The following is a 22,904-nucleotide window of genomic DNA, read 5'->3' as shown; positions in this document are numbered from 1 at the left end:
TGACAAGCGGCCTGGCGGGAGATTCGGCGCGGTCGAACGGGCCGCGGTTAAATCGTTCGCAACACGGCAGGACTTACGCTATGAATTGCCACTGACTCACGGGGGAGGGGGCCGATTCTGGCCTTCCCGACCTGTCCCGGCGCGCTCCGTCCGCGCGTGCGGGAAGGTATGACGGACGGCGAGAATACGAAGGTACGTTTCAGGTTATGGGTTACGATAGAGGGAAACGTCGGGGCCGGGACAAGCGCGACGGATTCGGTGAAGACGGCTTCGATCCCTTCGGCGGCGGCGGCGATTTCGGCGGTGATCGCGGCGGCTTCGGCGGTGGTGATCGCGGCGGCTTTGGCGGCGGCGACCGCGGCGGCTTCGGCGGCGGTGGCGGTGGTGGCTTCCGCGGCGGCGGCGGCGGCGGCTTCGGCGGCCCGCGCGGCGGCGGCGGTGGTGGCGGGGGCGGTTTCAACCGCATGCCCCCCCAGGTCGTGGGTGCCGGCAAGGGCACGGTCAAGTTCTTCAACGGCCAGAAGGGCTTTGGCTTCATTGCCCAGGATGGCGGCGGCGAGGACGTGTTCGTGCACATCAGCGCAGTCGAGCGCGCGGGGCTGGAAGGCCTCGGCGAGGGCCAGGAGCTCGAGTTCAACCTGGTCGACCGCGGCGGGAAGATCTCCGCACAGGACCTGCAGATCGTGGGCGATGTCGTTCCGGTCCAGAGCCGCGGCCCGCGTGAGGATCGCGGTGCGGCCGGCGGTTTCGGCGGGGCCGATCGCGGCCCGCCGCGGCGCGAGCTCACCGGCGAAAAGGCCACCGGCACGGTCAAGTTCTTCAATTCGATGAAGGGCTTCGGCTTCCTCGTCCGTGACGATGGGCAGCCCGACGCGTTCGTGCACATCAGCGCCGTGGAACGCTCGGGTCTGTCGGGACTCAACGAGGGCGAGAAGTACGAGTTCGACCTCGAGGTCGATCGACGAGGGAAGTACTCGGCGGTCAACCTGGTGCCCGTCCAGGGCTGACACGTCGGCCAGGACCGGCGGTTTGACCGGGCCTGTGCCTCACCTTAACGGTGCGAATGGCGGTTCCCTTCCGGGGCCGCCATTTGTCGTTGCGATTGCGCTACCCACGCCAGATTCTCGAGGACCAAGTCTATGTCGATCACCCCGCTCATGCCTGTCTACCCCCGGTGCGGCGTGCGCCCCGTCCGTGGCGAGCACTGCCACCTGATCGATGAAGACGGCACGCGCTATCTCGATTTCGCAAGTGGCATTGCCGTCAACCTGCTCGGCCACAGCCACGAGGGGCTGATCGGCGCGATCCAGAAGCAGGCCGCGACGCTGATGCACGTGTCCAACCTGTACGGCAGCCCGCAGGGCGAACGGCTGGCGCAGCGATTGGTAGACCTGACCTTCGCCGATACGGTATTCTTCACCAACTCCGGCGCCGAAGCGGTCGAATGCGCCATCAAGACCGCGCGTGCCTATCACAGCCACGTCGGCAACGACGACCGGTACGAGCTCATCACATTCAAGAACGCCTTCCACGGCCGCACGATGGCGACCATCAGTGCGTCGAATCAGGACAAGATGCACAAGGGGTTTTTGCCCCTGCTTGCCGGCTTCAAGTACGCCGAATTCGACGACCTCGAGAGTGCGAAGGCGCAGATGGGCCCGCATACCGCCGGGTTCCTCGTCGAGCCAATACAGGGAGAAGGCGGCATCCGTCCTGCATCGCAGGAGTTCATGCAGGGATTGCGGCAGCTGGCCGATGAGCATGATCTCATGCTCGTCCTCGACGAAGTCCAGTGCGGGGTGGCGCGGACCGGCAGGATGTATGCGTACGAGCATTACGGCATCGAACCCGACATCATGGCGACCGCAAAGGGCATCGGCGGCGGTTTCCCGCTCGGCGCGTGTCTGGCGACCGAGAAAGCGGCACGCGGCATGGTAGTCGGGACGCATGGATCGACCTACGGCGGCAACCCGCTGGCGATGGCCGCCGGGGAGGCCGTGCTCGATGCGGTGGGCAACGAGGACTTCCTCGCGAGCGTGGCCGAAAAGGGAGAGCGCCTGCGTGGGCGGCTCGAGCAGTTCATCGGCAACTACCCGGAGCTGTTCGAGTGCGTGCGCGGCAAGGGACTGATGCTCGGCATCAAGATGAAGGTCGAGAGCCGTCCGTTTTTCGTCCACCTGCGCGACAGCCATCAGCTCCTGACTGTGGCAGCGGGCGACAACACGCTGCGCATCCTGCCGCCCCTTGTCGCCGGCGAGGCCGAGTTCGACGAGTTCTTCGAAAAACTCTCTGCCGGGGCGGCGGATTACGATCCTTCGGCTGCGGGATGAGCGGCCCGCGACACTTCATCGACCTTTCGGACGCCGGGGCCGACGCACTGCGCTCGATGCTGGCAGATGCGCGGACTCGCAAGGCTGCGCGCCGCGGCTGGGCGAAGGGCAGGGCTGACGCCGATGCGCCGCTGGCCGGGTACGTGCTGGCGATGATCTTCGAAAAGAATTCGACCCGGACCCGCGTGAGTTTCGACATGGCGATGCGCCAACTCGGCGGCAGCGCGCTGTTGCTGGATTCGGGATCGACGCAACTCGGGCGGGGGGAATCGCTTGCCGATACCGCGCGGGTCCTCAGCCGGATGGTCGATGCGATCATGATCCGGACGGACGATCACGCGAAGATCGAAGAGTTGGCCAGGCACGCGAGCGTGCCGGTGATCAACGGCCTCACCGACAGGTCCCATCCCTGTCAGATCATGGCCGACCTGCTGACGATCGAGGAGCAGGGCAAATCGCTCGAAGGGCTCGAGCTCGCGTGGCTGGGCGATGGCAACAACGTGCTCCATTCGATCCTCGAGGCCGCAGCGCTGTTCGGCTTCAACGTGCGCATCGGGGTGCCGCCAGGGTACGAACCAGACGACGAATTCATCGAGATGGCGCGCGCGGCGGGCTCGCGCGTGACGATCACCCGCGATCCGGCCGAGGCCGTTGCCGATGCCGATATCGTCGTGACCGACACCTGGGTCTCGATGGGCCAGGAGCACGTGCACAACAAGATCGCAGCGATGGCGCCGTTCCAGGTCGATAGTCGGCTGATGGCGGCGGCGAAAGGCGACGCGCGGTTCCTTCATTGCCTGCCGGCCCACGTCGGCGACGAGGTGAGCGAAGACGTTTTCGAAGGCGATCAGTCGGTCGTTTTCGACGAGGCGGAGAACCGGGTCCACGCGCAGAAGTCGGTTCTGTTGTGGAGCGTGGGAAAGCTCTGACCTAGCGCAGCGCGCGCTCGCCCCCATATCGGGCGCGATGACTGATACACCAGAGACATACGCGGGCCGCGTGCTCGGCTTTTCGATCCCCGCGCGCCACGCGCGGGGCCGCGCAGTGCGCATCGACGGCGTGCTCGACGAGATCCTGTCGGCTCACTCCTATCCCGCCGCGATCACCCACCTGCTGGCCGAAGCGCTGGTCCTGACCGCGCTGATCGGCGGGCTGCTCAAGGACAGCGACAACGAGAGCGGCGGTGGACAGCTGACCCTGCAGGCGCAGACCGAGGGAGGCGTCGTCCGACTCCTCGTCTGCGACTGGCGGGGCGGTGAATTGCGCGGTTATGTCGACTTCGACCGCGAACGGCTCGCCGCGCTGGGGGCCAATCCGTCGCTGTTCGCGCTGTTCGGCAAGGGGTATCTGGCGATGACCTTCGACCTGCCCGCCGGCGGTGGGCGTTATCAGGGTATCGTGCCGCTGGAGGGTGAATCGCTCTCGCAGGCGTGCGAGAGCTATTTCACCCAGTCGGAACAGGTTCCCACGCTCATCCGCGTCGCCGTGCGCTCTGGCGGAAGCGGCGCGGTTGCGGCCGGCATGCTCGTTCAGCATCTGGCCGACGGGGAGGAAGGCCGCGAACGGCTTCATGTGCGGATGGACCATCCAGAATGGGAGCACGTCGCAATCCTTGCCGAAACCATACGCCACGAAGAACTGCTCGACGAGGCGCTTTCGCTGGAGGCGATCGTGTGGCGCCTGTTTCACGAAGAAGACGAAATACGGGTCCAGCCCGGTTCGCCGGTATCGCGAGGTTGCCGCTGTTCGGCGGAACATTATGCCCAAGTCCTGTCGCGTTTTCCCGAAGAGGAGCGCGCCGAGATGCGCAACGACGAGGGCGTGATCGTAGTCGACTGCGCCTTCTGTTCGCGCGAATTCCCGATCCGGGACTGATGACTCCCTGGGGTTTGGGGACATTTCCGGGGGCGTTGGTCCGTGCTAGACTATGTGCAGGCGACAACTCGCGGGCGCATTGAGGAGTTCAGGTTCGATGCGATTGCCAATGGCAACCGTCCTGCGATCCGTGACGATCGTTTCCGGTGTCTATGCGGCCGGACTGCTGGCTCCTGCCGCCGCCCAGGGACCTGCCCTTGCGATGCTGGGCGGGCTGGACAGCGGGAAGTGGGAGCTGCGCTTTCGCGACGGCAGCGAAAGCAGGAGCATCTGCGTGCGATCAGGGTACGAATTGATCCAGATCCAGCACGGACCTGCGTCCTGCAGCCGTTTCGTCGTCGACGACAGCGCGCGAGAGATTACCGTCCAGTACACCTGCCGCGGAAACGGATACGGTCGGACAACGATCCGCAAGGAAAATGCCGGCCTGGTTCAGATCGACAGTCAGGGGATAGCCGCCGGATTGCCGTTCGACTTCTCGGCGGAAGCACGGCGGATCGCGGACTGCGAGTAGACGGGATTGCCCGGGCGTTCGCCAGCGACTAGCGCGGGACAATGCCAGCTGACCGGACCCTCGCCGTCATCCTGCTATCCGGCGGGCTGGATTCGATGGTAGCTGCCGCTATCGCCCGCGAGCGCGGGTTCGCTCTCAACGCATTGTCGATCGACTATGGCCAGCGCCACGCGCGGGAGCTCGAATGTGCGCGGGACATCGCCAAACGCCTCGACATCGATAGGCACGTCGTGCTGCCGCTCGATCTGCGCCAGTTCGGCGGTTCGGCTCTGACCGACGATATCGACGTGCCGAAGACCGGGACGGAAGGCGGCATCCCGGTAACCTACGTCCCCGCCCGCAATCTCGTGTTCCTCGCGCTGACCACTGCGTTCGCCGAAAGCGCCGGCGCGCGCGATATCTTCATCGGTGTGAACGCGCTCGATTATTCGGGTTACCCGGACTGCCGGCCGGAATTCATCGCCAGCTTTTCCGAAACCGCCCGCCTTGGCACCAAGGCTGGCGACGAGGGAAGCCCGTTCGTGATTCATGCCCCGTTGCAGTTCATGACCAAGGCAGACATCGCCCGGGAGGCCAACCGACTGGGCCTCGATCCGGTCTGGAGCTGGTCGTGCTACGATCCTGCGCCCGACGGGAAGGCATGCGGCTCGTGCGACAGTTGCCGGCTGAGATTAAAGGGCTTCGCGGAGGCTGGTTTGACAGATACGGTGCCGTATTCCGGCGGCTGACCGGCGATCGGGGAGACACTTCTTGAAGGACAACGACAGGGTCGTCGCAGACACGACCGACGGAGCGCGGGTGCCTGCGTACAGCTGGTATGCCCTGAGCGTGCTCGTAGTGATCTATGTGCTCAATTTCGTCGATCGCAACATCCTCTCGATCCTCGCGGAGGACATCAAGGCCGATCTGGGGCTGCGCGATGACCAGATCGGTTTTCTTTACGGAACCGCCTTCGGCGTTTTCTACGCACTTTTCGGCATTCCGCTCGGCAAGCTGGCAGACAGCTGGCACCGTGTTCGGCTGATGACAGCTGGCCTGGCCATCTGGTCGGCCTTCACCGCCCTGTCGGGATTTGCGAGGAACTTCGGCACGCTGAGCGTAGCCCGCATCGGCGTCGGGATCGGCGAGGCGACTGCGAGTCCGAGCGCGTATTCGCTTATTTCCGATTGGTTTCCCAAGAAAATGCGGGCCACGGCGCTCGCGATCTATTCTTCGGGGCTGTATATCGGCGGGGGTATTTCGCTGCTGATCGGCGGTGAAATCGTCGAGCGCTGGAATGCCGCTTATCCGGCGGGTGCGCCGCTGGGCCTGGCGGGCTGGCAAGCGGCGTTCATCATCGTCGGCCTGCCCGGTCTTCTGCTTGCCTGCCTCGTGTTCACGTTGCGCGAACCGATGCGCGGCGAAAGCGAAGGGATTCCCACCCCGCCGCCGCCCAACCCGTTTCGCGGCTTCTTCCATGAACTGGTTGCCGTCATACCGCCGTTCACGCTGATCGGCGCGGCGCGCGCAGGTGGGCGCGGGATCGCGTTGAACCTTGTCGGGGCGCTGGTCATCGGGGGTATCGCCTACGTCATGGCGGTCGCCACCGACAATTACCAGCAGTGGGGCGCTATCGGGATCGGCTATTACGCGATCTTCTCGTGGGCCTCGACGCTCAAGCGTCGGGACGAGCCGACCTTCCAGCTGATCTGGGCCACACCCGCCTTTCTCACCACCATCCTCGGCTACGGGATGGTCGCATTCATGTCCTACGCGGCATCGTTCTGGGCCGCTCCCTACGCCATACGGATTCTGGAAGAAGCCCCATCGACTGCAGGCTGGTGGATTGGCGGTCCGGGCGCCGTCGGGGGTTTTCTCGGCGTGATCCTCGGGGGACGCGCTGCCGACTGGCTTCGCGAGCGCAACCCGGCCGGTCGCCTGATCGTCGTCGCGTTCGGGTTGACAGCGGCCGCGCCCTTCCTGTTCGTCATGTTTACCACCCAGAACCCCACCGTGTTCTACGTTTGCGCCTTCCTTCAATCGCTGTGTGCCAGCTCGGCGCTCGGAGGGGCTGCGGCGACCACGCAGGACCTCGTCCTGCCACGCATGCGTGGTACCGCGACGGCGACCTTCTTTCTGTCGACTACGCTCGTGGGGCTCGCCCTTGGTCCGTACATGGCGGGACAGGTTTCCACGGTGACGGGTAGCCTTTCCACCGGCGGCCTTAGCCTGCTGGTTGCCGTGCCGATCGGCCTCGTCCTGCTTATAATGGCCTACCGCAGCGTCCCGGAAGCGGAGCGTACGCTTCTGGATCGGGCCAGAGCGGCCGGAGAGGTGTTCTAGACGGGCGCTAGCCTCTCTTGAGGACTCCGCATGCGATCCGGCCGCCGGCGTTGCCGGTCGGGTCCGTGCGGTAGTCGTCGGCGTTCGCATGGACCACTACGGCAGTGCCGTCGGTGTCGAACAGCCAACCGAGAATCTCGGCCCGGGTGCCGGGCAGTTCGGCTGACAGCGAACCGCTGCCGCCCGCCTTGACGTCAAGGTTCGGAAGATCGCCCAAGTGGCGCCCGTCGGCATTCAGCGAGCCGTGCTCTTTCCCGAGCGGGTTGAGGTGTCCGCCCGCCGACGAAAAATCGGGTCGCTGACAGCTCCCGGTCGTATGAAGGTGAAAGCCATGAAGTCCAGGTGCCAGACCGGTCGCTCCGGCGACCAAGGTAACCTCGTCCCCGCGCGCTAGCACCTGGACAGTTCCCGCCGGTACGCCGCTTGCCAGCAGAAGCGTCGCGCTGCCAAGCCGTTCGGAAGGCAGTTCGGACATTGTGCTACAGGCCGCAAGGGCGATCAACGCGGCGGGAGCGAGGTTTCGGGCAGCGAGCAGCATGGTCAGGGTCCTCTGGTTATTTACGGGACCAACGAAAAAGGGGCCGGATTTCTCCGGCCCCCATTCCTTTTTTCGACTTTCGCCGAACCTTACATGCCCGAACCCGGACCGTAGGTGATTTCCACCCGGCGGTTCTGAAGCTCGCGCACCCCGTCCGCGGTCGGAACGCGGGGCTGCGATTCGCCGAATGCTTCGGTGGAGATCCGGGTGTCCGGAACGCCGCGCGCAGCCATGTAGGACCGCACCGCGTCCGCACGACGCTGCGACAGGCCGACGTTGTAAGACGACGAACCCGAACGGTCGGCGTGACCCGCAAGCATGACCGAGGCCGCGCCGCAGTTCGCGTAAGCCGACACAGCGTTGTTGAGAATGGTCGCAGCTCCCGGAGTGATGTCCGACTTGTCCCATTCGAAGAACACGATGTACGGGCCCTTGTTGCACACGGGTGCGGCGACCGGCGGCGGGGGCGGCGGGGGCGGCGGCGGCGGAGCCGGGCGAGCCGGGCAGGTCGCGTCCATCGGCAGCTGCGTTCCATCCCAGCAGGTCTGCATCGGGGCCGGTGCACCGCCGAAGTTGAACCCGATGGTGCCCAGCAGCGAGTGGGACTTCCACTTGCCTTCGACGTCCCGACCACGGCTATCGACGAGGTCGAGGTTCGAGGTGTTGAAGAAGCGGTACTTGAGGCCAACGTCGATCGTGTCCGTCAGCGGTGCGCGAACGCCGGCAAGAACCTGCCAGGCGAAGCCGCTGTCCGAATCGTCCAGGAAGCCCGCGCCGTTCCGGTCGATGGTCGCGCCGTCGAACTTGGTACGAGCGACACCTGCGCCGCCGCCGACGAAGCCCTGAAGCCCATCATCGGGACCGAAGTCGACCAGGCCGTTGAGCATGAAGCTCAGCACGCTGGCATCGCCGCCGGCGTTGTAGGACCCGGCGTTGGCGGTTGCGTTGCCGCTCGTCGGCAGGACAACGGCCGAGCTGCTCAGCGAGCCGAGGTCCGCGCCCCGATAACCGGCTTCGGCCTCGAGGCGGAACGAACCGAAGTCGTAACCGACGATTCCGCCGAAATCGTAGCCGGTGTGGAAGTCGGCCGTAACGACGTTGGAAGCGCCGTTCACGTCGAAGTCGATGTCCTCGACGAGCATCGGGCCGCCGTCGAGTTCGACGTACCAGGCGCCATCGCGCGCGAGTGCAGGCGAAGCGATGGCAGTCGATGCCAGCGCCATGCCAATGACGAGTTTCCGCATTATGTAATTCCCCTTTTTAGCGAATTTGAGCCATCGAGCGGTTCAATTTCTAACTTTTCCCCACTTGGGTGGCAAGCAGGCTTTCGCACCAGACTGTTGCACATAAGCATCGGTATCGATGTTTGATTGCGACAATCCGGCGGTCATGCCCTCCTTGTGCCCGCTAAACGCCGCTTTTCCATGCCGGTTCCCGTCAATCGCCGGCGAAAATCCCGGACCGCGATAGCGCCGCGATCAACTCGCTGATCGCGGCTCTTGCTTCCACGTCGACGGTTTGGCCCCCCACGGGCTCCGCCACCCCGGCCTCCCGCCGCCAAACTCCTGCGAACAGGAGATATTGTCCGGCCGATTTGTCGAACACCCGCAGGCCCTCCCGCGGCTCGACGAAGGCCCATGCGCCGGCTTGTCGGAAGGCAAGTTGCCCCTCCCGGCCGGCAAAGGCATCGCCTCCATTGGCAGCTACCAGCCAGCATCCGTCTTCGGCCGGGTCGGCGGGCGGGGCGAGCACTTCCCCGTCGATTGCCGGGTGGGCCAGGGCGTCGAAGCGGGACAGCGCGGCATTCACGAAGAATTCCTTCTGCGCCTGGCCCGCGAAGAGCAGGGGCAAACCCCAGCGCGGGGTGGTCGAAGGGAAATCGGCAGGGTCGGTCATTTGAGGTCTCCACGTCAGGGCAAGCGGGTCAGGAACAGGGGATCGGACAGGGAAAAGCTGCCGACCTGGCGAACCCACAACGCCACGCCGGGATGGGCGCTCGCCAGTGGTGCGAGAACGTCGCCCGGGATTGTCGCAGCGGGTTGGGCGACGACCCATTCCGCCAGAGGCGCGTCAACAGGACCGAGGCCGACGCGATACTGCTCCGCCTGTTCGACCAGCGGCGCATCGACACCGTCCAGCCAATGCCACGATCCGCGGGCGCGCCGTGTCCAGCCGAGCACGAGACCGGTGTCGATGCTGCCCGAGACACGAGGATGCACAGGTGACGGCGGCCGCCTCGACAGGCCGGCGTTCGCGAGGGGCGCAAGCACCGGCTCGGGGTCGCCGAGGCCGATGGCGGCGATCGTGGTTGACGGATCCGCGAGGACCGCGGGATCGAGAGCGACAATCGCGTCGTCGAGAAGCACGGCGGTCGTCCCGGTCGGATGCCCCCTAAGCGCGGCGGGTTCGGTTCCCCCCCGTCCGCGCAGGAGTCCGGACAGCACCCATGAACCCGATACCGTCTTTCGGGCATCGAGGAACTGCAGCACTTCTTCACCGACCAGGAGGCGGTTCGCGCCCTGTGCGATCGCCGCGATCGTGGCGGGATCGAATCGTCCGTCGGGGTCGACCAGAGCTAACTCGATTGTGCCGGCAGCCTCGAGATGGAGGCCGGGAGAGGACCCGATCGGTCGCACCACCTTGCCAAGGGTCGCGCGGACGCGGCCGGTGGACCCGATGGGCAGGAGTTTGCCGGCTCTATCGACGAACAGCGCTGCTCCCGCCCAACCCCGCTCAGCGGAGGTCGCGGCCGCGAACAGCGTGCGTTCTTCGGCAGCGGTGCCAGCGGCGGGAACCTCGAACGCATGCAGCGACGTAGGGCCCGACAACATATCAGGTGGTCTCGGCATGTCTCCCGGATCGCCGGATGCCGGACCGGCTGCGAGCGGGCTGCGCCGGACAAGGTCGAGTTCGATCCCGCGCGATCGCCACTCCCACCCATCGACCCGCCACACGCCGGTGCGCCCGGGAACCCTCACCTCGGTCCCGGGAGCCAGCGCCGGGTCGAGTTCGGCCACGCGCCACTGGACGCGATCCCGGTCCCAGCCGGCCCTTCGCACGACTGCCTCGGTCAGCGAACGCGCGTCGTCGGCCGCGAGCGAGCCGGGAAATTCGATGGTCCGGCCAGGTCCTGTGCCGGCGCGACCGGCGGGCCGCTGGACGCCGGGCTGGTAATCGCGCGCGACGTCGTAATAGCGGACCGCGTCGGGGCGATTGCCGTTGAGGGTAACGCGGTTCAGGCGTTCCCCGTCAGCGGGACCGAAGTCGCCCTCGTCCCAGCCGCGCACGGCTGGTGGTAGCAGGCGAGGCTGGCTGCCCCCCTCTCCTTCGGCCTTGATGCTGAGGCGTTCTCCGCCCGCATCGCAAGCAAGGGGAAAAAGGGTGTCGACGGTGGCGAGCGTCGCGGCCATGGGGCCGCCGTCGACCGCGAATCCCGCGAGCGGAGAAAGGACGCTCGTTGCCGCACCATCGGTGTCCAGGGGATCGACAATATCGCCGAGCGTTATCGCGCCCTCGTCGGCAATGATCTCGAAACTGAGAGCCGGGATCCGGTTTCCGAAATTCTCGAGGGCGAGGTCCTCGAACACCACGTAAGCGCACCCCCGGAAAGCGGGACAGGACGCTGCCCCCTTGTCGGCAACGATCAGGGGATCCGGCGCCTGGTCGCCCTCGCCGGTAAGAACGCGCAGGTTACCGGCGGCCTTCAGATCCCCTTGAGTGCCGCGCAACAGGTTGCCATCGGCCCAGATCCGGCCGACCCCGCGGATTGGCCGGCTCGAAATGACGACCGCGAACGAGGTGGTATACGAATAGCTCGTGACCGATGGCTGGCCCTTCTTGCCACCGGACTTCGTCTTGTGCTCGACGAGGTCGGTTGCCCAGACGATCGTGCCACCGGCCCGCATGCGGCCGTGGTGGCGCGGGATCGGTTGCCCATAGCTCGACGTGGTGATTGCCAGTTCCTTGAGGCGGGCGCCCTCGCGCTTGCCGCCGCCGATCAGGGCTCCGTCCAGGGTCCGGCCTGCCAATGCGCCGATTGCGCCGCCGACCGGCCCGCCGAGCAACGTGCCGACGGTCGTGAGAACCAGGGTTGCCATCGAATTATTCCTCTTCGGCGATGCGCCAGCGGCGCTCGACGGGCCAGGGCAACGGCCCCGGCTGAATGACGACGCGGCGCAAGCCCGCGTGCGCGTGAACGAAGCGGTCGCGGTCCAGCGCGAGAAGCAAATGATGTTGCCCGGCCCCCGGGCGCACGAGGATGACGTCGCCGGGCTTCGCGCCGCCCGCCGCGTCGACGAGGCCGACGAGGCTGGCCAAATCGGTCCAGCGGTGGATCGCGGTGTTGCGCAGGCCATAGCCGCACAGCTTTGGCGGCGAGTGTCCGCAGGCCGCGAACGCCGCGGCGACAACCCCTACGCAGTCGAGCCCGCTGGCAGGATCGCGCCCGTGAAGGCGGAAGGGCGTTCCGGCAAGCGCCTCGGCCGCGGCGGCGAGGCGGGCGCCGCTAACGGCCCGGGTCACGCCGGACCGGCGTAGCGCGAAAGCAGGTCGTTTCCCGGCAGGAACGGCTCGCCGCGAAAGTTCACGGCGTTGCCGAAACGGCCCGAACACGTTGCCAGGGTGTGGTCGCACCCTTCGCGCAGGATCGCCGGCATGCCAGGGGCGAGCAGAGGGGACAGCGCGGCATCGAGGATGACCTGGGCTCCCTCCACCGCCGCTATCTCCATTGCCAATCCGGCGTGCGGACCTTCGAGCCAGCGGACCGTTCCATGCAGAAGGTCGGCGCTCGCGCCGCAGTCGAACGTGACTGCGTTCCGGTCGGGATCCGCGCTGGTCAGCACCGCGCGATGCAGGAAGCGGGATGCCGAAAGCCCGCATCCGGGACCGCAGAACGCCGCGCGGCATGTCGGGCTCGTGCGCGGAACCGGGTCCGCCTCGAGCGCGGTCTTGGCGGAGTCGAGCTGGGCGGTGAACCCGGTATCCTCCTGAACCACCTGGCCGATCGCGCCGTTGAACAGAACCGCGTGATCGAACGTTTCCCAGTCCACCGCGCCGACCTCGATTCGCGCCCCGTCGAAGCGTCCCCCGGCAAGATCGTCGGCCCGGATCGAATCGTGCGCAAGCGCGCCGCGCATCTCTGCGCTGTCGCCGTCGAGCCCCGCCGTACGGCGTATTGCGCTGGGCAGCAGTCCCGGCGCGGCACGATGCAGCATGCCCCCGAACCGCAGATCGCGGTCATGACTGGTGAAGCCGAGCGTGACCCCGTCCTTGCGGTGGATTCGCCAGAACGTCGCTACGCCTTCGAGCTCGGCCGTGAAGAAGACGTGGCTCACTGTACGCTCTCGCGGATCTCGACCAGCGGAACCGACGGAGCCTCGCCCGCGGCAAAGGCCGCACCGGTCACGTCAAGACGGTCTTCCGCGAAGCGGACGGGAACGTCGAACAGGAACCCCGCTCGCACCTCGACCCCGACACCGGGCGGCGAAGCGAGCACCACCTTGCCGCCGGGCTCAAGCGTGAAAGCGGAGGTTTCCGTCCCGTCCAGGCTCACCCGGACCGACCCCTCGCGCGGGCGGGTGATCGGCCGAATCTGCGGCTCGGCGCCGCCACCGTAGCTCTTTGACAGCTGAAATGTCGAAACAAGTCCGTTGCCCGTGCCGATGAACTGGTCGTCGGCGCGCGGCACGCCGGTCATCCCGTTGGAGCTGAAATCGTAAGGATCGGTCAGCCGGAAGCCCCGTGCGGCCCCGCGCCGCGCGCGGAAAAAGGCGATCAAGGTCCCGAGTTCCGCTTCCGAACGGATGCCGGGTCCGACGTCGAACCGCAGCCGGGCGTCGGACCACAGCGAGTTTCGTCGCTCATGTCCCGAAGCGGTAACCGCGACGCTGGTCGAGAACTCCGGGCTGACTCCCGCGTCCCGTCCCAGGGCGAGCGGATACAGCACATCGTCGAAGGATTGCATGGCGGTCTCCTCTGGCGCAGGGCCAAGCCTCACGTAGCCGTCTCGTGCGATCTGCGGTGCGGCCCACACGAACGTGCGGCCGACACCGCGCCCGGCCGCTTCGTCGATACCGGCGTCGATCCGGGGCCAGAAAACCTCCGCGTCGGCCGGATCGAGAACGAAGCCGGCAAGATAATCCTGCTCGGCCCGCGGATATCCGAAGCGATCGTCGATGATCGCGTATCCGGCGCGGCGCAGGTGGTCGGCACCCGCCGTCAGCCAATCGTAGTCTTCGACCTGCAGGCGATCGAACGCCGGGTTCGCCCACGCCAGAGGCATGTTGAGCGTCGGGAGATCGGGAGCCGCCGTGTCGATCAGCGTAGGTGTGAAAACCAGGAGCATGACCGCGGCATTGCCGCCGGCCGCGTCGCGCACCGCGTCGCGCAGGGCGATTGTTGCCCCGCCCAGAGCCGCCCCGGCTTCAGCGACGAGAGCCTGCTGCTCCGCGCTCAGCGCGGCCCGCATCGTCGGAATCGGCGGTGCGCCTCCCGACAAGCGGGCACGCATCGCGTCATCATAGATGCACGGTGCCCCGTCGGGCATTAGCCACCACCACGGTTCCCCGATCTGGAAGGCGACTGGAAGACCGGCCTCGCGCACCAGTGCAACGAACCTGATCGCAACCGCCCGCAACCAGCCCTGTGCCGCATCGTTGGCGGGAGATAGTAGGGCCGATGGCGGGTCCCACCCGGTTCGCCCCGGCGCACCGTCGTGCGAACGCTGCTGCCACGGATCCGGACAGTGCCCGGCAAGCAGTTCGAAGCTGAGCGAGGTTATCGGTTCGAACCCGCGTGCCGCGCATTCTGCGTAGAAGGCGCGATGCCAGGCTTCGGCCGGCGTGCAGAGCGAGCCGTCGGCGAGTGCGAGGCCGTCCGCACCGATGCGGAAGAAGTGGCTCATCCCCACGTAATGGACCAGCGGCCCCCGATAACCGAGACACTCGGCCATGCGCAGCAGCCGCGCCGGGGTCTGATCGAAGGCGTCGTCGTAAGCAGTCGCTATGCCGGTCCCGTGGGGGGGAAGCAGCACGTCGCCGATCTCGAGCATCGCGCGGTCGCCATCACAGTTGATGCTCGACAACTCGACCCATCGCGCGGGCGGGCAGGGGGTCCCCGCTGTCGGGCACGTATCCCGGCGGCACGAGGCTGATGAACATGCGATCGACGTCCGCGGGGTGAATCGCCTCGCCGGGAAGTTCGAAGCCGCTTTCAAGCGCGGAAAACGGCAGGGTGACGGCCGCGTTATCGGGCGCGCCCTCGGCGTAGTTCCACAGCCGGACGAACCAGGTCCGCGTCGCCCCCGTCATGTCGCGTCCCTCGATGGTGAGTGTAGGGCCGTTGACCGCGTCGAGCGCAATCACTCCCGAAGAGCGCCAGCGAAACGACAGCGTCGTTCGCGAATAGTCGCGGTTCGTTGCATAGGCGGCGAGCGGATGGTCGTGCGTGTCCTCGCTCGCCCAGATCAGGCCTGCGAGTTCGCCCGCGTGATGGAACTCGCACTCCACCCGCAGCGAATCCGGGCCGGTCGTGACCACCGAGGCCATCATCGGGCGCGGGAAATTGACCGTCCAGAAGCGCGGATCGAACCGCTGGATCCAGTCGCTGTCCTGCCCCCGGCGCTCCTTCGCCAGCCAGAATGCCATGACGTCAGAACTCCATCAGCGTCCGCCGGATGGCGCTGGCCACCTGGCGGCTCGATCGTTCGAGCGACTGGGGGGCGGCACTGCCTCGCGGCGCGTTGAGCGAAATCGCGACCCGTACGTCGCGCGGCCGGAATGCGGCGCCCGGCTCGACCCGGCCGGCGCTCGTGGGGACGAACATCTCGGGTCCGCGCTCCCCGACCAGATACGGCCGCCCGGGGCTCACCGGACCACCGGTCGCGCGGCCCGGAATGCCAAGAAGACTGCCGAGTATACCACCAATACCGCCACCGAGGCCCCCGCTGGGCGCGGTGCCGCCTCCGAACAGCTTGTCGAAGCCAAGATGAAGCGCCTGCGCGGCGATCTGGTCGAGCGTGGAAAGGGCAATCCGCTTGAGGTCGTCGAACCCCAGGCTGCCGCGCCGGAGCGCCGACAGCAACCCGCGTTCGAGCACCTGGCCTGCACGTTCGAAGCCATCGACCAGCGTGCCGTCGAAACTTGCGCGCATCGCCGCGATGTCGCTGGCGAAGCCCTGCGTGCTCGCGCGCACTTCGACCAGCAGTTCGTCAACCGTGTCCATCGGGGTCGCTTTCCATCAGGCGTTGAAGGTCGCAGCGCCCCAACGGCGCTGCGGCAGGGGCGGCGGGATCGGCGAGGCACGCGGCCAGTTCCGCAGGCGTCGCGGCCCAGAATTCGTCGGGCCGCCAGCCGAGCGCGCGGGCGGCGAGCGCGCACAAGTACATCGCCGCGCCGCCGAAACGGTCGTTCACCCCGTCCGCCCCTGCAGAATCGCCGCGAGCAGGGCGCGTAATGGCCTGGCGCAAGCTGCCAGCCCGTGTGCGATCACCGCTTCACCGACCTGATCGCGCTCGATGCCGTCGCGATCGGCAAGGCAGTGCCAGAACAGGGCTGCCATCTCGGCAAGTTTGAGTTCGCCCGAGCCGGCGCGCTCGACAAGCGTGAACAGGGGACCCAGTTCGTCTTCCGCGGCCACGAGCGCCGCGAACGACGGGCGCAAGGTGCATGCGCGTCCGGCGATCACCAGGCTTGCCTCGCCGCGCAGGCAGTTCGCCGGGGGGGTCACGTGGAGACCACCGGGCCGGAACTTTCGAGCTGCATCGTGTAGTTTCGCTCGCCGTTGAAGTCCCCGGCATAGTCGAGCCGCTGGACCAGGAACTTGCCGCGCATCTTCTCGCCGCTCTCGAACGAGAGCTCGAATTCCTCGATCGTGCCGTCGAGCGCGTAGGAACGGATCTTGGTCTCGGCTATGCTGCCGAGAAAGATGCCGGCTGCGCTGACCGAGACCGACCGGCTCCCGCCGCCCGAAAGCAGGTCGCGCCACCCGCCCGAATCCTTGCTGGTGATCACGACCGGATCGCCGTTGATCGACAGCTGCGTCGTGCGCAGCCCGGCGACCGTATAATAGGTTGCAGGGACGTTGCCGTCCCCGATCTTGAGGAGGAATGCGGCACCTTTCTGGGCGGTCATGAAGGTCACTCCGGTTGGGCTGCGAGGCAGCGAAAGCGGTATTCGAGCAGGGTGGCGCGGGCGTTGGCGGGGCGTCTTTCGGTGCGGGCGCGCAGAAACCGGATCGAGACGACCTCGAACCCGGCCTGCTGGCGCGAAAGGGCCTCGACCCGGCGGTCGATCGCGCTCACCAGCGGGGCGTCGGCGCGCGGGTCGTCGGCGCGGCTGTGGAGTTCGAGCGCGATGCGGATCTCGCGTCCCTGGCGGTCCTTGACCGACCAGTCGGCGCTCGCGCTGGCGACCGTGGCCAGCCAGGGAGGCGTTGCACGCGCGGGGACTTCTTCTTCTATGGCGGTCAGATCGGCGAGCGCCTCGTCGGCGCGCAGCCAATCGAGCAGCGCGGCGCGCAGGAGCGGTTCCATCTAGCGATCTCCGAACAGCGGCCAGAGAAGCCTGGCCATGCGCCAGCGGGCGGGGTTTCCGCGCGCGGCGCGCACACGCATCTCGGCCTGCGCCTTTCCGGCAAGCTGCGCCTTTCTGGCGAGACGCGCGACGAACGAGGCGGCGGACGGACTGGTCCGGGCGCGGATCACAGCCGCATCCTGCGCCACGGGCGCCAGAGCGCGGCGATGGCGGCGGGCGGTCCCGTATCGACGGCGGTATCGCGCACGCGCCAGTGATGCGCGGCGAGCCGGACGATACCGTGGCGCAAGCTTTCGGGAAGCAGTTCCCATGTCGGGGCGAGGCCGGCGGTGAATCGGGCCGCCACTCGCCCGGCGCTGCCCTGGCGGGTCACGCGGACGCGTCCGGTGCCGTCGGCCTCGAGTTCGATTTCATAGGCATCGGGGGCCAGCGTGAAACGGCCGCCCTCGGCGGGAATGCCTTCGAGTCCCGAAATCGCGACGACCGGGCGCGCGGCCAGTGAGCGCCAGTCGGCTGAAGCGGGGAGTATCTCTTCGCACAGGCACGCGATCGGCACGGACCCGGTAAAGGCCTCGCACGTCTCGAGCGCGGTACGCAGGAGCGCGGTCAGCGCCGCATCGTCGGTCGACGAACGAACGGCCAGCCACTGTTTCAGCTCGTCTAGCGCCGCGCCGGGCAATTCAGCGGGCACGACTATGGTCCGCTGCATGGGCGGTCTCCGTCAGGTCTGACACAAAAGGGGTCCCGCGCCGGGCAAGGGGGAGCCCGGCGCGGGATAGGGATCGGCCAGGCTCCCCGATCCGGGGGACGAGCCGGGGCCGAGACGCGAGGCGTCAGGCCTCGATGCGCAGGAGCTTGATCGCGGCGCTGTCGAGCACCTGGCCGCCGATGCGACGGCAGGCGTAGAAGTGCACGAACGGCTTGTGCGTGAACGGATCGCGCAGGATGCTGGTCGCCGATCGCTCGGTGATGAGGTAGCCCGCGCGGAAGTTGCCGAAGGCGATGGGAAATGCCCCGGTGGCGATGTCGGGCATGTCCTCGGCCTCGACAACCGGATAGCCGAGCAGACGGTCGGGCTGGCCCTCGACCAGTCCCGGCTGCCACAGGAACGCGCCGTCGGCCGTCTTGAGCTTGCGCACTTCGCTGAGCGTCGCCGAGTTCATAACCCAGCTCGCGCCCTGGCGGTGCCCGGCCTTCATCGTGTGAACGAGGTCGATCAGCTTGGATTCGGGGGCGGCGCCGAACCCGGCGGCATCCCCGGTACCGACGTATTGCAGCGTTCCGAACGGCCGGGCGCCGTCGCCGATTACCGATACCGGGGCGGTGAGGAAGCCCTGCGGCATGTCGATGCCGCTGCCGCCGACGAACGCCGCGCCCTCGGCGCGGGCGAATTCCATCGCGATCTCGCTCGCGAGCCAGCTCTCGAGATCGAACGCGGCATCGTCGAGCATCGCCTGGCTCGCCGCCGGGTTGGCGTAGAGCTCGCCCGAGGGCGGGGCGATCTCCGCAAACGTCGGAGTGTCTGTTTCGGGCCGGCCGGTGGTCTCGCTGACCCAGCCCGAAGCGGTGCCGCCGGTGGAAACGAGCTTGCGGTACCCCGACGATCCGGTCTGGACGACCTGCGCAATGGAGCGGATCGGGCTGATCTCGACCAGCTCGCGGACGATCATCGCGTCAATCTCGCGCGGGACGGCATACCCGCCGTCCGACGGGATCGCGGTGGTCAACGACTTCAGCTCGGTGGTGCGGCCCGTGCGGAGGTACCCGTCGACGAAGCCCTTCACCTCCGGGTTGGCGGTTTCGGAGCCGATCGCGGGGCGCTGGGCCGCGCGGCCGACCCGGTCGAGGCGGCTTTTTACCTCCTCGACATCCGTGCGCAGGGCCTTGATCTCGGTCTCGGCCGCGTCCTGCCGGGCGACGATGTCGAAGCTCTGCTCGAGCTGGTCCGCCGCGGCGGAAGGGGTAACGAGGGTATCCATGGGCATTCTACCTTTCTTCGGGGTCAATGAAATGCACCCGTGCCCCGTGCTGGAGCGGGTGGGTGACGAGGCTGACCTCGACGAGGTCGACGTCCTTCAGAAGGCGGCCCGACGGGGAATGCCGGGCGGCGCGGGCGCGGTAGCCGAAACTCAATCCACTAGCCGCATTGGCACGCAAACTTACGCCAGCTAGGCCATCGGGGTTATCAATCGTCCCGATGACACGCAGCCCCCGCAGGTCCTCGGCTGCCACCTCGATCCAGCCAATCCGCTGATCGGGGCGGTGCTGCCAGAACAGGGGAAGTGGTTCGCGGCGCTCGGCCAGTGTCCGCGCGAAGGCTCCCTGGCGGATCGTGTCGCGCGCAGCGTCGGGGCGATCGAAAAGCGCGGCATATCCCGCAAAGCGCAGGGCCTTCACCGGAGCAGTCCCAGTGCACCGATGCGCACCGCAATGCCGATCAGGAGCAGGGCGAGCAGACCGCGGACCAGCCATTCGACCGCGGCCTTCCACGCACTCGCCTTCGCGGCGCGCCACGCGGCGAGCAGGTCGCGAAGCTCGTCGATGTCGTCCTGCGCGCTTGCATCGCCAAGGCCGAGCCGGCCGAGCACGCGCAATGCGCCAACCTCGCTCGCTTCCTCGACGATCGCGCGCAGGGTGACAAGGTCACTGCCCTCGGCCGCGGCCTGCGCGATCAGGCGCGCAAGCATCTCTTCACGGGTCATCCGCCGTCTCCGATGTTGAGCAGCCGCCGCTTCTCCTCCGGCTGCAGGAAATCAGCCGCCGACACCTGGGCCCAGAGCTTCTCGCGGTCCTCCGCGAGCGCGGGCACCCGGTCGAGGTCGACCGCGAGTCTCGCGCCGCCGAACCACGAGCCGAGCGCTTCGGAGATTCCTCCGAGGATCTTGTCGGCCAGCGGCAGGAGGGTAAGCCGCCAGAGCGCGCGGTTCGCCTCGCGGTAGTTGGCGTAGGTCGCGTCACCCGGGAGGCCGAGCAGCATCGGCGGCACCCCGAACGCGAGCGCGATGTCGCGCGCCGCGGCGGCCTTGAGCGCGGCGAAGTCCATGTCCGCCGGGGTCATCGCCATCGACTGCCACTTGAGCCCGCCTTCGAGCAGCATCGGACGCCCAGCATTGCCCGCTCCGGCGTATGCCCCGGCAAGTTCCGCCTTCAACCGGTCGAACTGGTCGGGTGACAGCGCGCCGCCGTCGCCGGGATCGAACACCAGCGCACCGGAGGGCCGCGCTGCGTTCTCGAGCAGCGCCCGGTTCCACCGGGAGGCCGCGTTATGGATTGCCACCGCCTGCTCCGCGGCGGCAAGGCACCCGGCGCCGTAGTGATCATCCGCCGGGTGGAAGCCCTTGAGGTGGACGAGGTTCGGCCACCCCTCCTCGTCCTCGAGCGGGATCGTCAGCGACCGGTCAGCGAGCCGGTAAGCGAATGCGGTCGGCCATCCGTCCGGGCCGGCGATGACGCTCATCCGTTCAGGCCTCAGCGCGAACAGTTCGACCGGCCTGCCGGCGGCATCCTTCATCACCTGCACGAAAGCATTTCCGTGGAGCACGAGCTGGCTGGCGAGGGTTTCGAGCAGCGACTGCCCCGCGCTCGTCGCCGTCACGAGCGCCGCCAGCCTGGCGTCGCCTGGCTGCAGCGGGGCCGACGCCACCCCTTCGGCGACCAGCCGCACGCTGCGCTGGGCGACCGGATTGTCGAGATAGGCCTGGCGCACCGATCGCGCGTATTCGTACGGCGGCGGGCCGGGTTCGAACGCGTTCGCCCACGGCGAGACGAAGCCGCGGCTGATCGGCACACGACCGGGCTCGCCCCCGCCCTTGAAGGCGGAAGCAAGCGTTTCAAGCAGGGACATCGATGTTCCTTTCCTGTCCTCTCCGATGGGGAGGCGCCCTGACCGGGCGGAATTGCGGCACCGGGCGCCGACTAGAGCGCGCGTACCTTTGGCCCCTTTATCCGGCCCAGCATCAGGTCGGTCAGCGCCCAGACCAGCGCGTCGGCGCGATCGGGCGAGCGGCCCGGGCCTTCGTAGCGGCCACCTGCCAACAGCCCGCACATCTGGTCCTCCAGCTGCGCGAACATGGCGGCGTGCTTCACCCGGCCGCTCTCGTACAGCGCGGCGACCGGCTCGGCCCGTGCGACCTTACCTCTCGAAGCGTGGACGAGCGTGACGGGCAGCACTTCGTCGGCTGCCCGCAGGACGGCGCGGACCATCGCGCCGCCCTGGTTGGCTTCGGCGACAACCCGGTCGACTTGCCAGGCGCGCGCCGTGCTGGCCGCGACGCGCGCCCAGCGTTCCGGACTTGCCTTTTCCACGCTCGCGTCGGCGAGCACGATAGCGTTGCCGTCCTCGAGCAGGGCGGCGACGACGATCCCGCAGGCGTCGCCCCGTTCCCCGGCAGGCGGATCGATCCCGACCACGGTGCGCGTGCGCACCGGCTCCTGCGTGCCATCCGCACGGCAGCGTTCGAGCAGCGCGCGGCTCCACAATGCGCCTTCGACCTCCTCGATCAACTCGCCATGGATTTCCTGACGCCCCAGCGCGCTGCCGCGATAGAGCCGGCTCATGTCGGCCACGTACCGCGAGGGCAGGTTGTAGGCGTTGTCGAGGCTGGTGCCGCCGGAAACGGCAACCGACCCGTCCTCCCGTCCTTCAAACAGCGCGCGCATCAGGGGCACGCTGCGGGGCGTCGTGGTGACGCACACGCGCGGCCGTTCGCCCAGGCGCAGGCCGAGCAGCAGGTTGTCCCAGGCGCGCTGGGCGCGGTTCGAGACCGTCTCCCACTTGCCCAGCTCGTCGGCCCAGCAGATTTCATGCTGCGGTCCGCGCAGCGATTCTGGCTCGGCGGCCGAATATAGAAAGGCTTGCGCCCCGTTTCCCCAGCTCAGCCGTTTGAGCGAGGGCTCGAACACCGGCAGGTTTTCCGGCGGGCAGACAGCGAGCAGGCCGCTTTCCCCCTCGACCATCACGCTGCGCACTTCGCCCAGCGACGCGCCGACGAGGGCGATCCGGCAATCCGGATGACGGCGGGCGTACTCGCGCACCCATTCGGCGCCCGCGCGGGTCTTGCCGAGCCCGCGACCGGCGCTGATCAGCCAGGTTCGCCAGTCTCCTGCCGGTGGCAGCTGCTCGGGCCGCGCCCACAGCTTCCAGAAGTAACGCAGTTCGCGCTGCTCGATCTCGCTCAGCTTGCGCAGCTCTGCAGGGCGATTCTCCTGCGGGCAATCGAGCAATGCCCGCAGCAGGTCAGTCCGCGCCGTCATCGCCGCCAGGTGTCCCGCCCGCCGAAGAGGCTGCGCCATCGTCGATCAGTGCCCGCGCGGCCTCCTGGCGTTCCTTCATCTTCTCGAGCTTCCCGGTAATGGATGCGATGATCGCATCCTCGTCCTCGCTCGCCCGCAGCGCCTTTTGCCGGCCCACCGCCTCCCGGTGCGCAATCAACAGGCGAAACGCGATCGCGTTGTCGAACTTGCGCCGGGCCTGGGCCTTGCCCCCCTCGAGCTGGCCGATGCGCAGCCGGTGGAGCAGGTCCATCTCGAGATTGTCGTAGCCCTCCGCCAGCGCTTCCTGCCAGCGGCGGTAGAATTCGGGCTCCGCGCGCCGCAGGCGATAGACCGTGCTCACGTCGATACCTGCCTTGGCGGCCGCCAGCGTTACATTCGAAGTCTGCGCGAGCGCGGCGAGGAAATCGGCCTGCCGCTTCGCCATGGACGACTTCCTTGCGCGCGCCCCCGCCGTTTTCCTGACCCGAGCTGCCATGCCGTGCGATCCCGTGCTGGCGACGGCGCATGCGAAAACGGGCGGT

Annotated in this window: 26 protein-coding genes and 1 pseudogene; 7 read left to right on the top strand and 20 right to left on the bottom strand. The window is 67.6% G+C overall.

Going from position 1 to position 22,904, the window contains the following annotated elements:
- Positions 1–206: 206 nt before the first annotated feature.
- The 7 genes from ACPV3N_RS07675 (at position 207) to ACPV3N_RS07645 (ending at position 7,041) form a co-directional block, all read left to right on the top strand.
- Positions 207–1,007 (top strand): cold-shock protein, encoded by an 801-nt coding sequence (locus ACPV3N_RS07675; RefSeq protein WP_440116303.1) that lies wholly within the window; start codon positions 207–209, stop codon positions 1,005–1,007.
- 132 nt (positions 1,008–1,139) lie between these two features.
- Positions 1,140–2,330 (top strand): aspartate aminotransferase family protein, encoded by a 1,191-nt coding sequence (locus tag ACPV3N_RS07670; protein WP_440116301.1) that lies wholly within the window; start codon positions 1,140–1,142, stop codon positions 2,328–2,330.
- Positions 2,327–3,259 (top strand): ornithine carbamoyltransferase, encoded by a 933-nt coding sequence (argF, locus tag ACPV3N_RS07665; RefSeq protein ID WP_440116299.1) that lies wholly within the window; start codon positions 2,327–2,329, stop codon positions 3,257–3,259. The genes ACPV3N_RS07670 and argF overlap by 4 nt, the downstream gene beginning before the upstream one ends.
- A gap of 37 nt (positions 3,260–3,296) precedes the next feature.
- Positions 3,297–4,205, top strand: coding sequence for an Hsp33 family molecular chaperone HslO (gene hslO / locus ACPV3N_RS07660; protein ID WP_440116297.1), 909 nt, complete (start codon positions 3,297–3,299; stop codon positions 4,203–4,205).
- A gap of 130 nt (positions 4,206–4,335) precedes the next feature.
- Positions 4,336–4,719 carry a DUF3617 domain-containing protein gene (locus tag ACPV3N_RS07655; protein WP_440116295.1) on the top strand — a complete coding sequence of 128 codons (384 nt, stop codon included), beginning with the start codon at positions 4,336–4,338 and terminating at the stop codon, positions 4,717–4,719.
- 41 nt (positions 4,720–4,760) lie between these two features.
- On the top strand, positions 4,761–5,447 hold the full coding sequence (queC, locus tag ACPV3N_RS07650; RefSeq protein WP_440116293.1) for a 7-cyano-7-deazaguanine synthase QueC: 687 nt from the start codon (positions 4,761–4,763) through the stop codon (positions 5,445–5,447).
- Between the two features lie 22 nt (positions 5,448–5,469).
- Positions 5,470–7,041, top strand: coding sequence for a spinster family MFS transporter (locus tag ACPV3N_RS07645; protein WP_440116291.1), 1,572 nt, complete (start codon positions 5,470–5,472; stop codon positions 7,039–7,041).
- Between the two features lie 7 nt (positions 7,042–7,048).
- Here ACPV3N_RS07645 and ACPV3N_RS07640 read toward each other — a convergent pair whose 3' ends face one another.
- From ACPV3N_RS07640 to ACPV3N_RS07545, 20 genes and pseudogenes are all read right to left on the bottom strand, one after another.
- On the bottom strand, positions 7,049–7,516 hold the full coding sequence (locus tag ACPV3N_RS07640) for a superoxide dismutase family protein (protein ID WP_440116289.1): 468 nt from the start codon (positions 7,514–7,516) through the stop codon (positions 7,049–7,051).
- A gap of 152 nt (positions 7,517–7,668) precedes the next feature.
- A complete protein-coding gene (locus tag ACPV3N_RS07635; RefSeq protein ID WP_440116288.1) occupies positions 7,669–8,823 on the bottom strand; it encodes an OmpA family protein in 1,155 nt (384 codons plus the stop codon).
- 193 nt (positions 8,824–9,016) lie between these two features.
- Complete coding sequence (locus ACPV3N_RS07630; RefSeq protein WP_440116286.1) at positions 9,017–9,475, bottom strand: DUF2793 domain-containing protein; 459 nt, start codon at positions 9,473–9,475, stop codon at positions 9,017–9,019.
- A gap of 14 nt (positions 9,476–9,489) precedes the next feature.
- The gene (locus tag ACPV3N_RS07625; RefSeq protein ID WP_440116284.1) at positions 9,490–11,676 is read right to left on the bottom strand and encodes a phage tail protein; all 2,187 of its coding nucleotides are present in this window, start codon (positions 11,674–11,676) and stop codon (positions 9,490–9,492) included.
- A gap of 4 nt (positions 11,677–11,680) precedes the next feature.
- Positions 11,681–12,100, bottom strand: a complete 420-nt coding sequence (locus ACPV3N_RS07620) for an NlpC/P60 family protein (RefSeq protein WP_440116282.1) — start codon at positions 12,098–12,100, stop codon at positions 11,681–11,683.
- Positions 12,097–12,912, bottom strand: a complete 816-nt coding sequence (locus ACPV3N_RS07615; RefSeq protein WP_440116280.1) for a phage/gene transfer agent baseplate hub protein — start codon at positions 12,910–12,912, stop codon at positions 12,097–12,099. Before ACPV3N_RS07615 ends, ACPV3N_RS07620 begins: the two co-directional genes overlap by 4 nt.
- Positions 12,909–15,222: pseudogene (locus ACPV3N_RS07610) on the bottom strand (phage distal tail protein, Rcc01695 family). The gene ACPV3N_RS07615 and the pseudogene ACPV3N_RS07610 overlap by 4 nt, the downstream one beginning before the upstream one ends.
- Positions 15,223–15,226: 4 nt before the next feature.
- Positions 15,227–15,799, bottom strand: a complete 573-nt coding sequence (locus tag ACPV3N_RS07605; RefSeq protein ID WP_440116278.1) for a tail tape measure protein — start codon at positions 15,797–15,799, stop codon at positions 15,227–15,229.
- The gene (locus ACPV3N_RS07600) at positions 15,786–15,989 is read right to left on the bottom strand and encodes a phage tail assembly chaperone (RefSeq protein ID WP_440116276.1); all 204 of its coding nucleotides are present in this window, start codon (positions 15,987–15,989) and stop codon (positions 15,786–15,788) included. Before ACPV3N_RS07600 ends, ACPV3N_RS07605 begins: the two co-directional genes overlap by 14 nt.
- Entirely contained in the window at positions 15,986–16,303 is a 318-nt protein-coding gene (locus tag ACPV3N_RS07595) for a gene transfer agent family protein (protein ID WP_440116274.1), read from the bottom strand. The genes ACPV3N_RS07600 and ACPV3N_RS07595 overlap by 4 nt, the downstream gene beginning before the upstream one ends.
- Positions 16,300–16,707, bottom strand: coding sequence for a phage major tail protein, TP901-1 family (locus tag ACPV3N_RS07590; protein WP_440116272.1), 408 nt, complete (start codon positions 16,705–16,707; stop codon positions 16,300–16,302). Before ACPV3N_RS07590 ends, ACPV3N_RS07595 begins: the two co-directional genes overlap by 4 nt.
- Before the next feature lie 5 nt (positions 16,708–16,712).
- Positions 16,713–17,108: a DUF3168 domain-containing protein gene (locus tag ACPV3N_RS07585; protein ID WP_440116270.1), complete on the bottom strand. Its 396-nt coding sequence runs from the start codon at positions 17,106–17,108 to the stop codon at positions 16,713–16,715.
- Positions 17,109–17,279 (bottom strand): hypothetical protein, encoded by a 171-nt coding sequence (locus ACPV3N_RS07580; protein ID WP_440116268.1) that lies wholly within the window; start codon positions 17,277–17,279, stop codon positions 17,109–17,111. It lies immediately after the preceding gene.
- The gene (locus ACPV3N_RS07575) at positions 17,276–17,818 is read right to left on the bottom strand and encodes a head-tail connector protein (protein ID WP_440116266.1); all 543 of its coding nucleotides are present in this window, start codon (positions 17,816–17,818) and stop codon (positions 17,276–17,278) included. The genes ACPV3N_RS07580 and ACPV3N_RS07575 overlap by 4 nt, the downstream gene beginning before the upstream one ends.
- 124 nt (positions 17,819–17,942) lie before the next feature.
- Positions 17,943–19,088, bottom strand: a complete 1,146-nt coding sequence (locus ACPV3N_RS07570; RefSeq protein ID WP_440116264.1) for a phage major capsid protein — start codon at positions 19,086–19,088, stop codon at positions 17,943–17,945.
- A gap of 7 nt (positions 19,089–19,095) precedes the next feature.
- On the bottom strand, positions 19,096–19,497 hold the full coding sequence (locus ACPV3N_RS07565; RefSeq protein WP_440117482.1) for an HK97 family phage prohead protease: 402 nt from the start codon (positions 19,495–19,497) through the stop codon (positions 19,096–19,098).
- A 5-nt stretch (positions 19,498–19,502) separates the two neighbouring features.
- Positions 19,503–19,811 carry a DUF6127 family protein gene (locus ACPV3N_RS07560; RefSeq protein WP_440116262.1) on the bottom strand — a complete coding sequence of 103 codons (309 nt, stop codon included), beginning with the start codon at positions 19,809–19,811 and terminating at the stop codon, positions 19,503–19,505.
- Positions 19,808–20,953 (bottom strand): phage portal protein, encoded by a 1,146-nt coding sequence (locus ACPV3N_RS07555; protein WP_440116260.1) that lies wholly within the window; start codon positions 20,951–20,953, stop codon positions 19,808–19,810. Before ACPV3N_RS07555 ends, ACPV3N_RS07560 begins: the two co-directional genes overlap by 4 nt.
- Before the next feature lie 71 nt (positions 20,954–21,024).
- Positions 21,025–22,362, bottom strand: a complete 1,338-nt coding sequence (locus tag ACPV3N_RS07550) for a DNA-packaging protein (RefSeq protein ID WP_440116258.1) — start codon at positions 22,360–22,362, stop codon at positions 21,025–21,027.
- Positions 22,346–22,807 (bottom strand): hypothetical protein, encoded by a 462-nt coding sequence (locus ACPV3N_RS07545; protein WP_440116256.1) that lies wholly within the window; start codon positions 22,805–22,807, stop codon positions 22,346–22,348. The genes ACPV3N_RS07550 and ACPV3N_RS07545 overlap by 17 nt, the downstream gene beginning before the upstream one ends.
- Between the last annotated feature and the right edge of the window lie 97 nt (positions 22,808–22,904).

The organism is Tsuneonella sediminis, assembly GCF_051912845.1.
GTDB classification, from domain to species: Bacteria; Pseudomonadota; Alphaproteobacteria; order Sphingomonadales; family Sphingomonadaceae; genus Tsuneonella; species Tsuneonella sediminis.
Note: the sequence above shows the minus strand (reverse complement) of the source record. Positions and strands in the feature narration are given on the sequence as shown.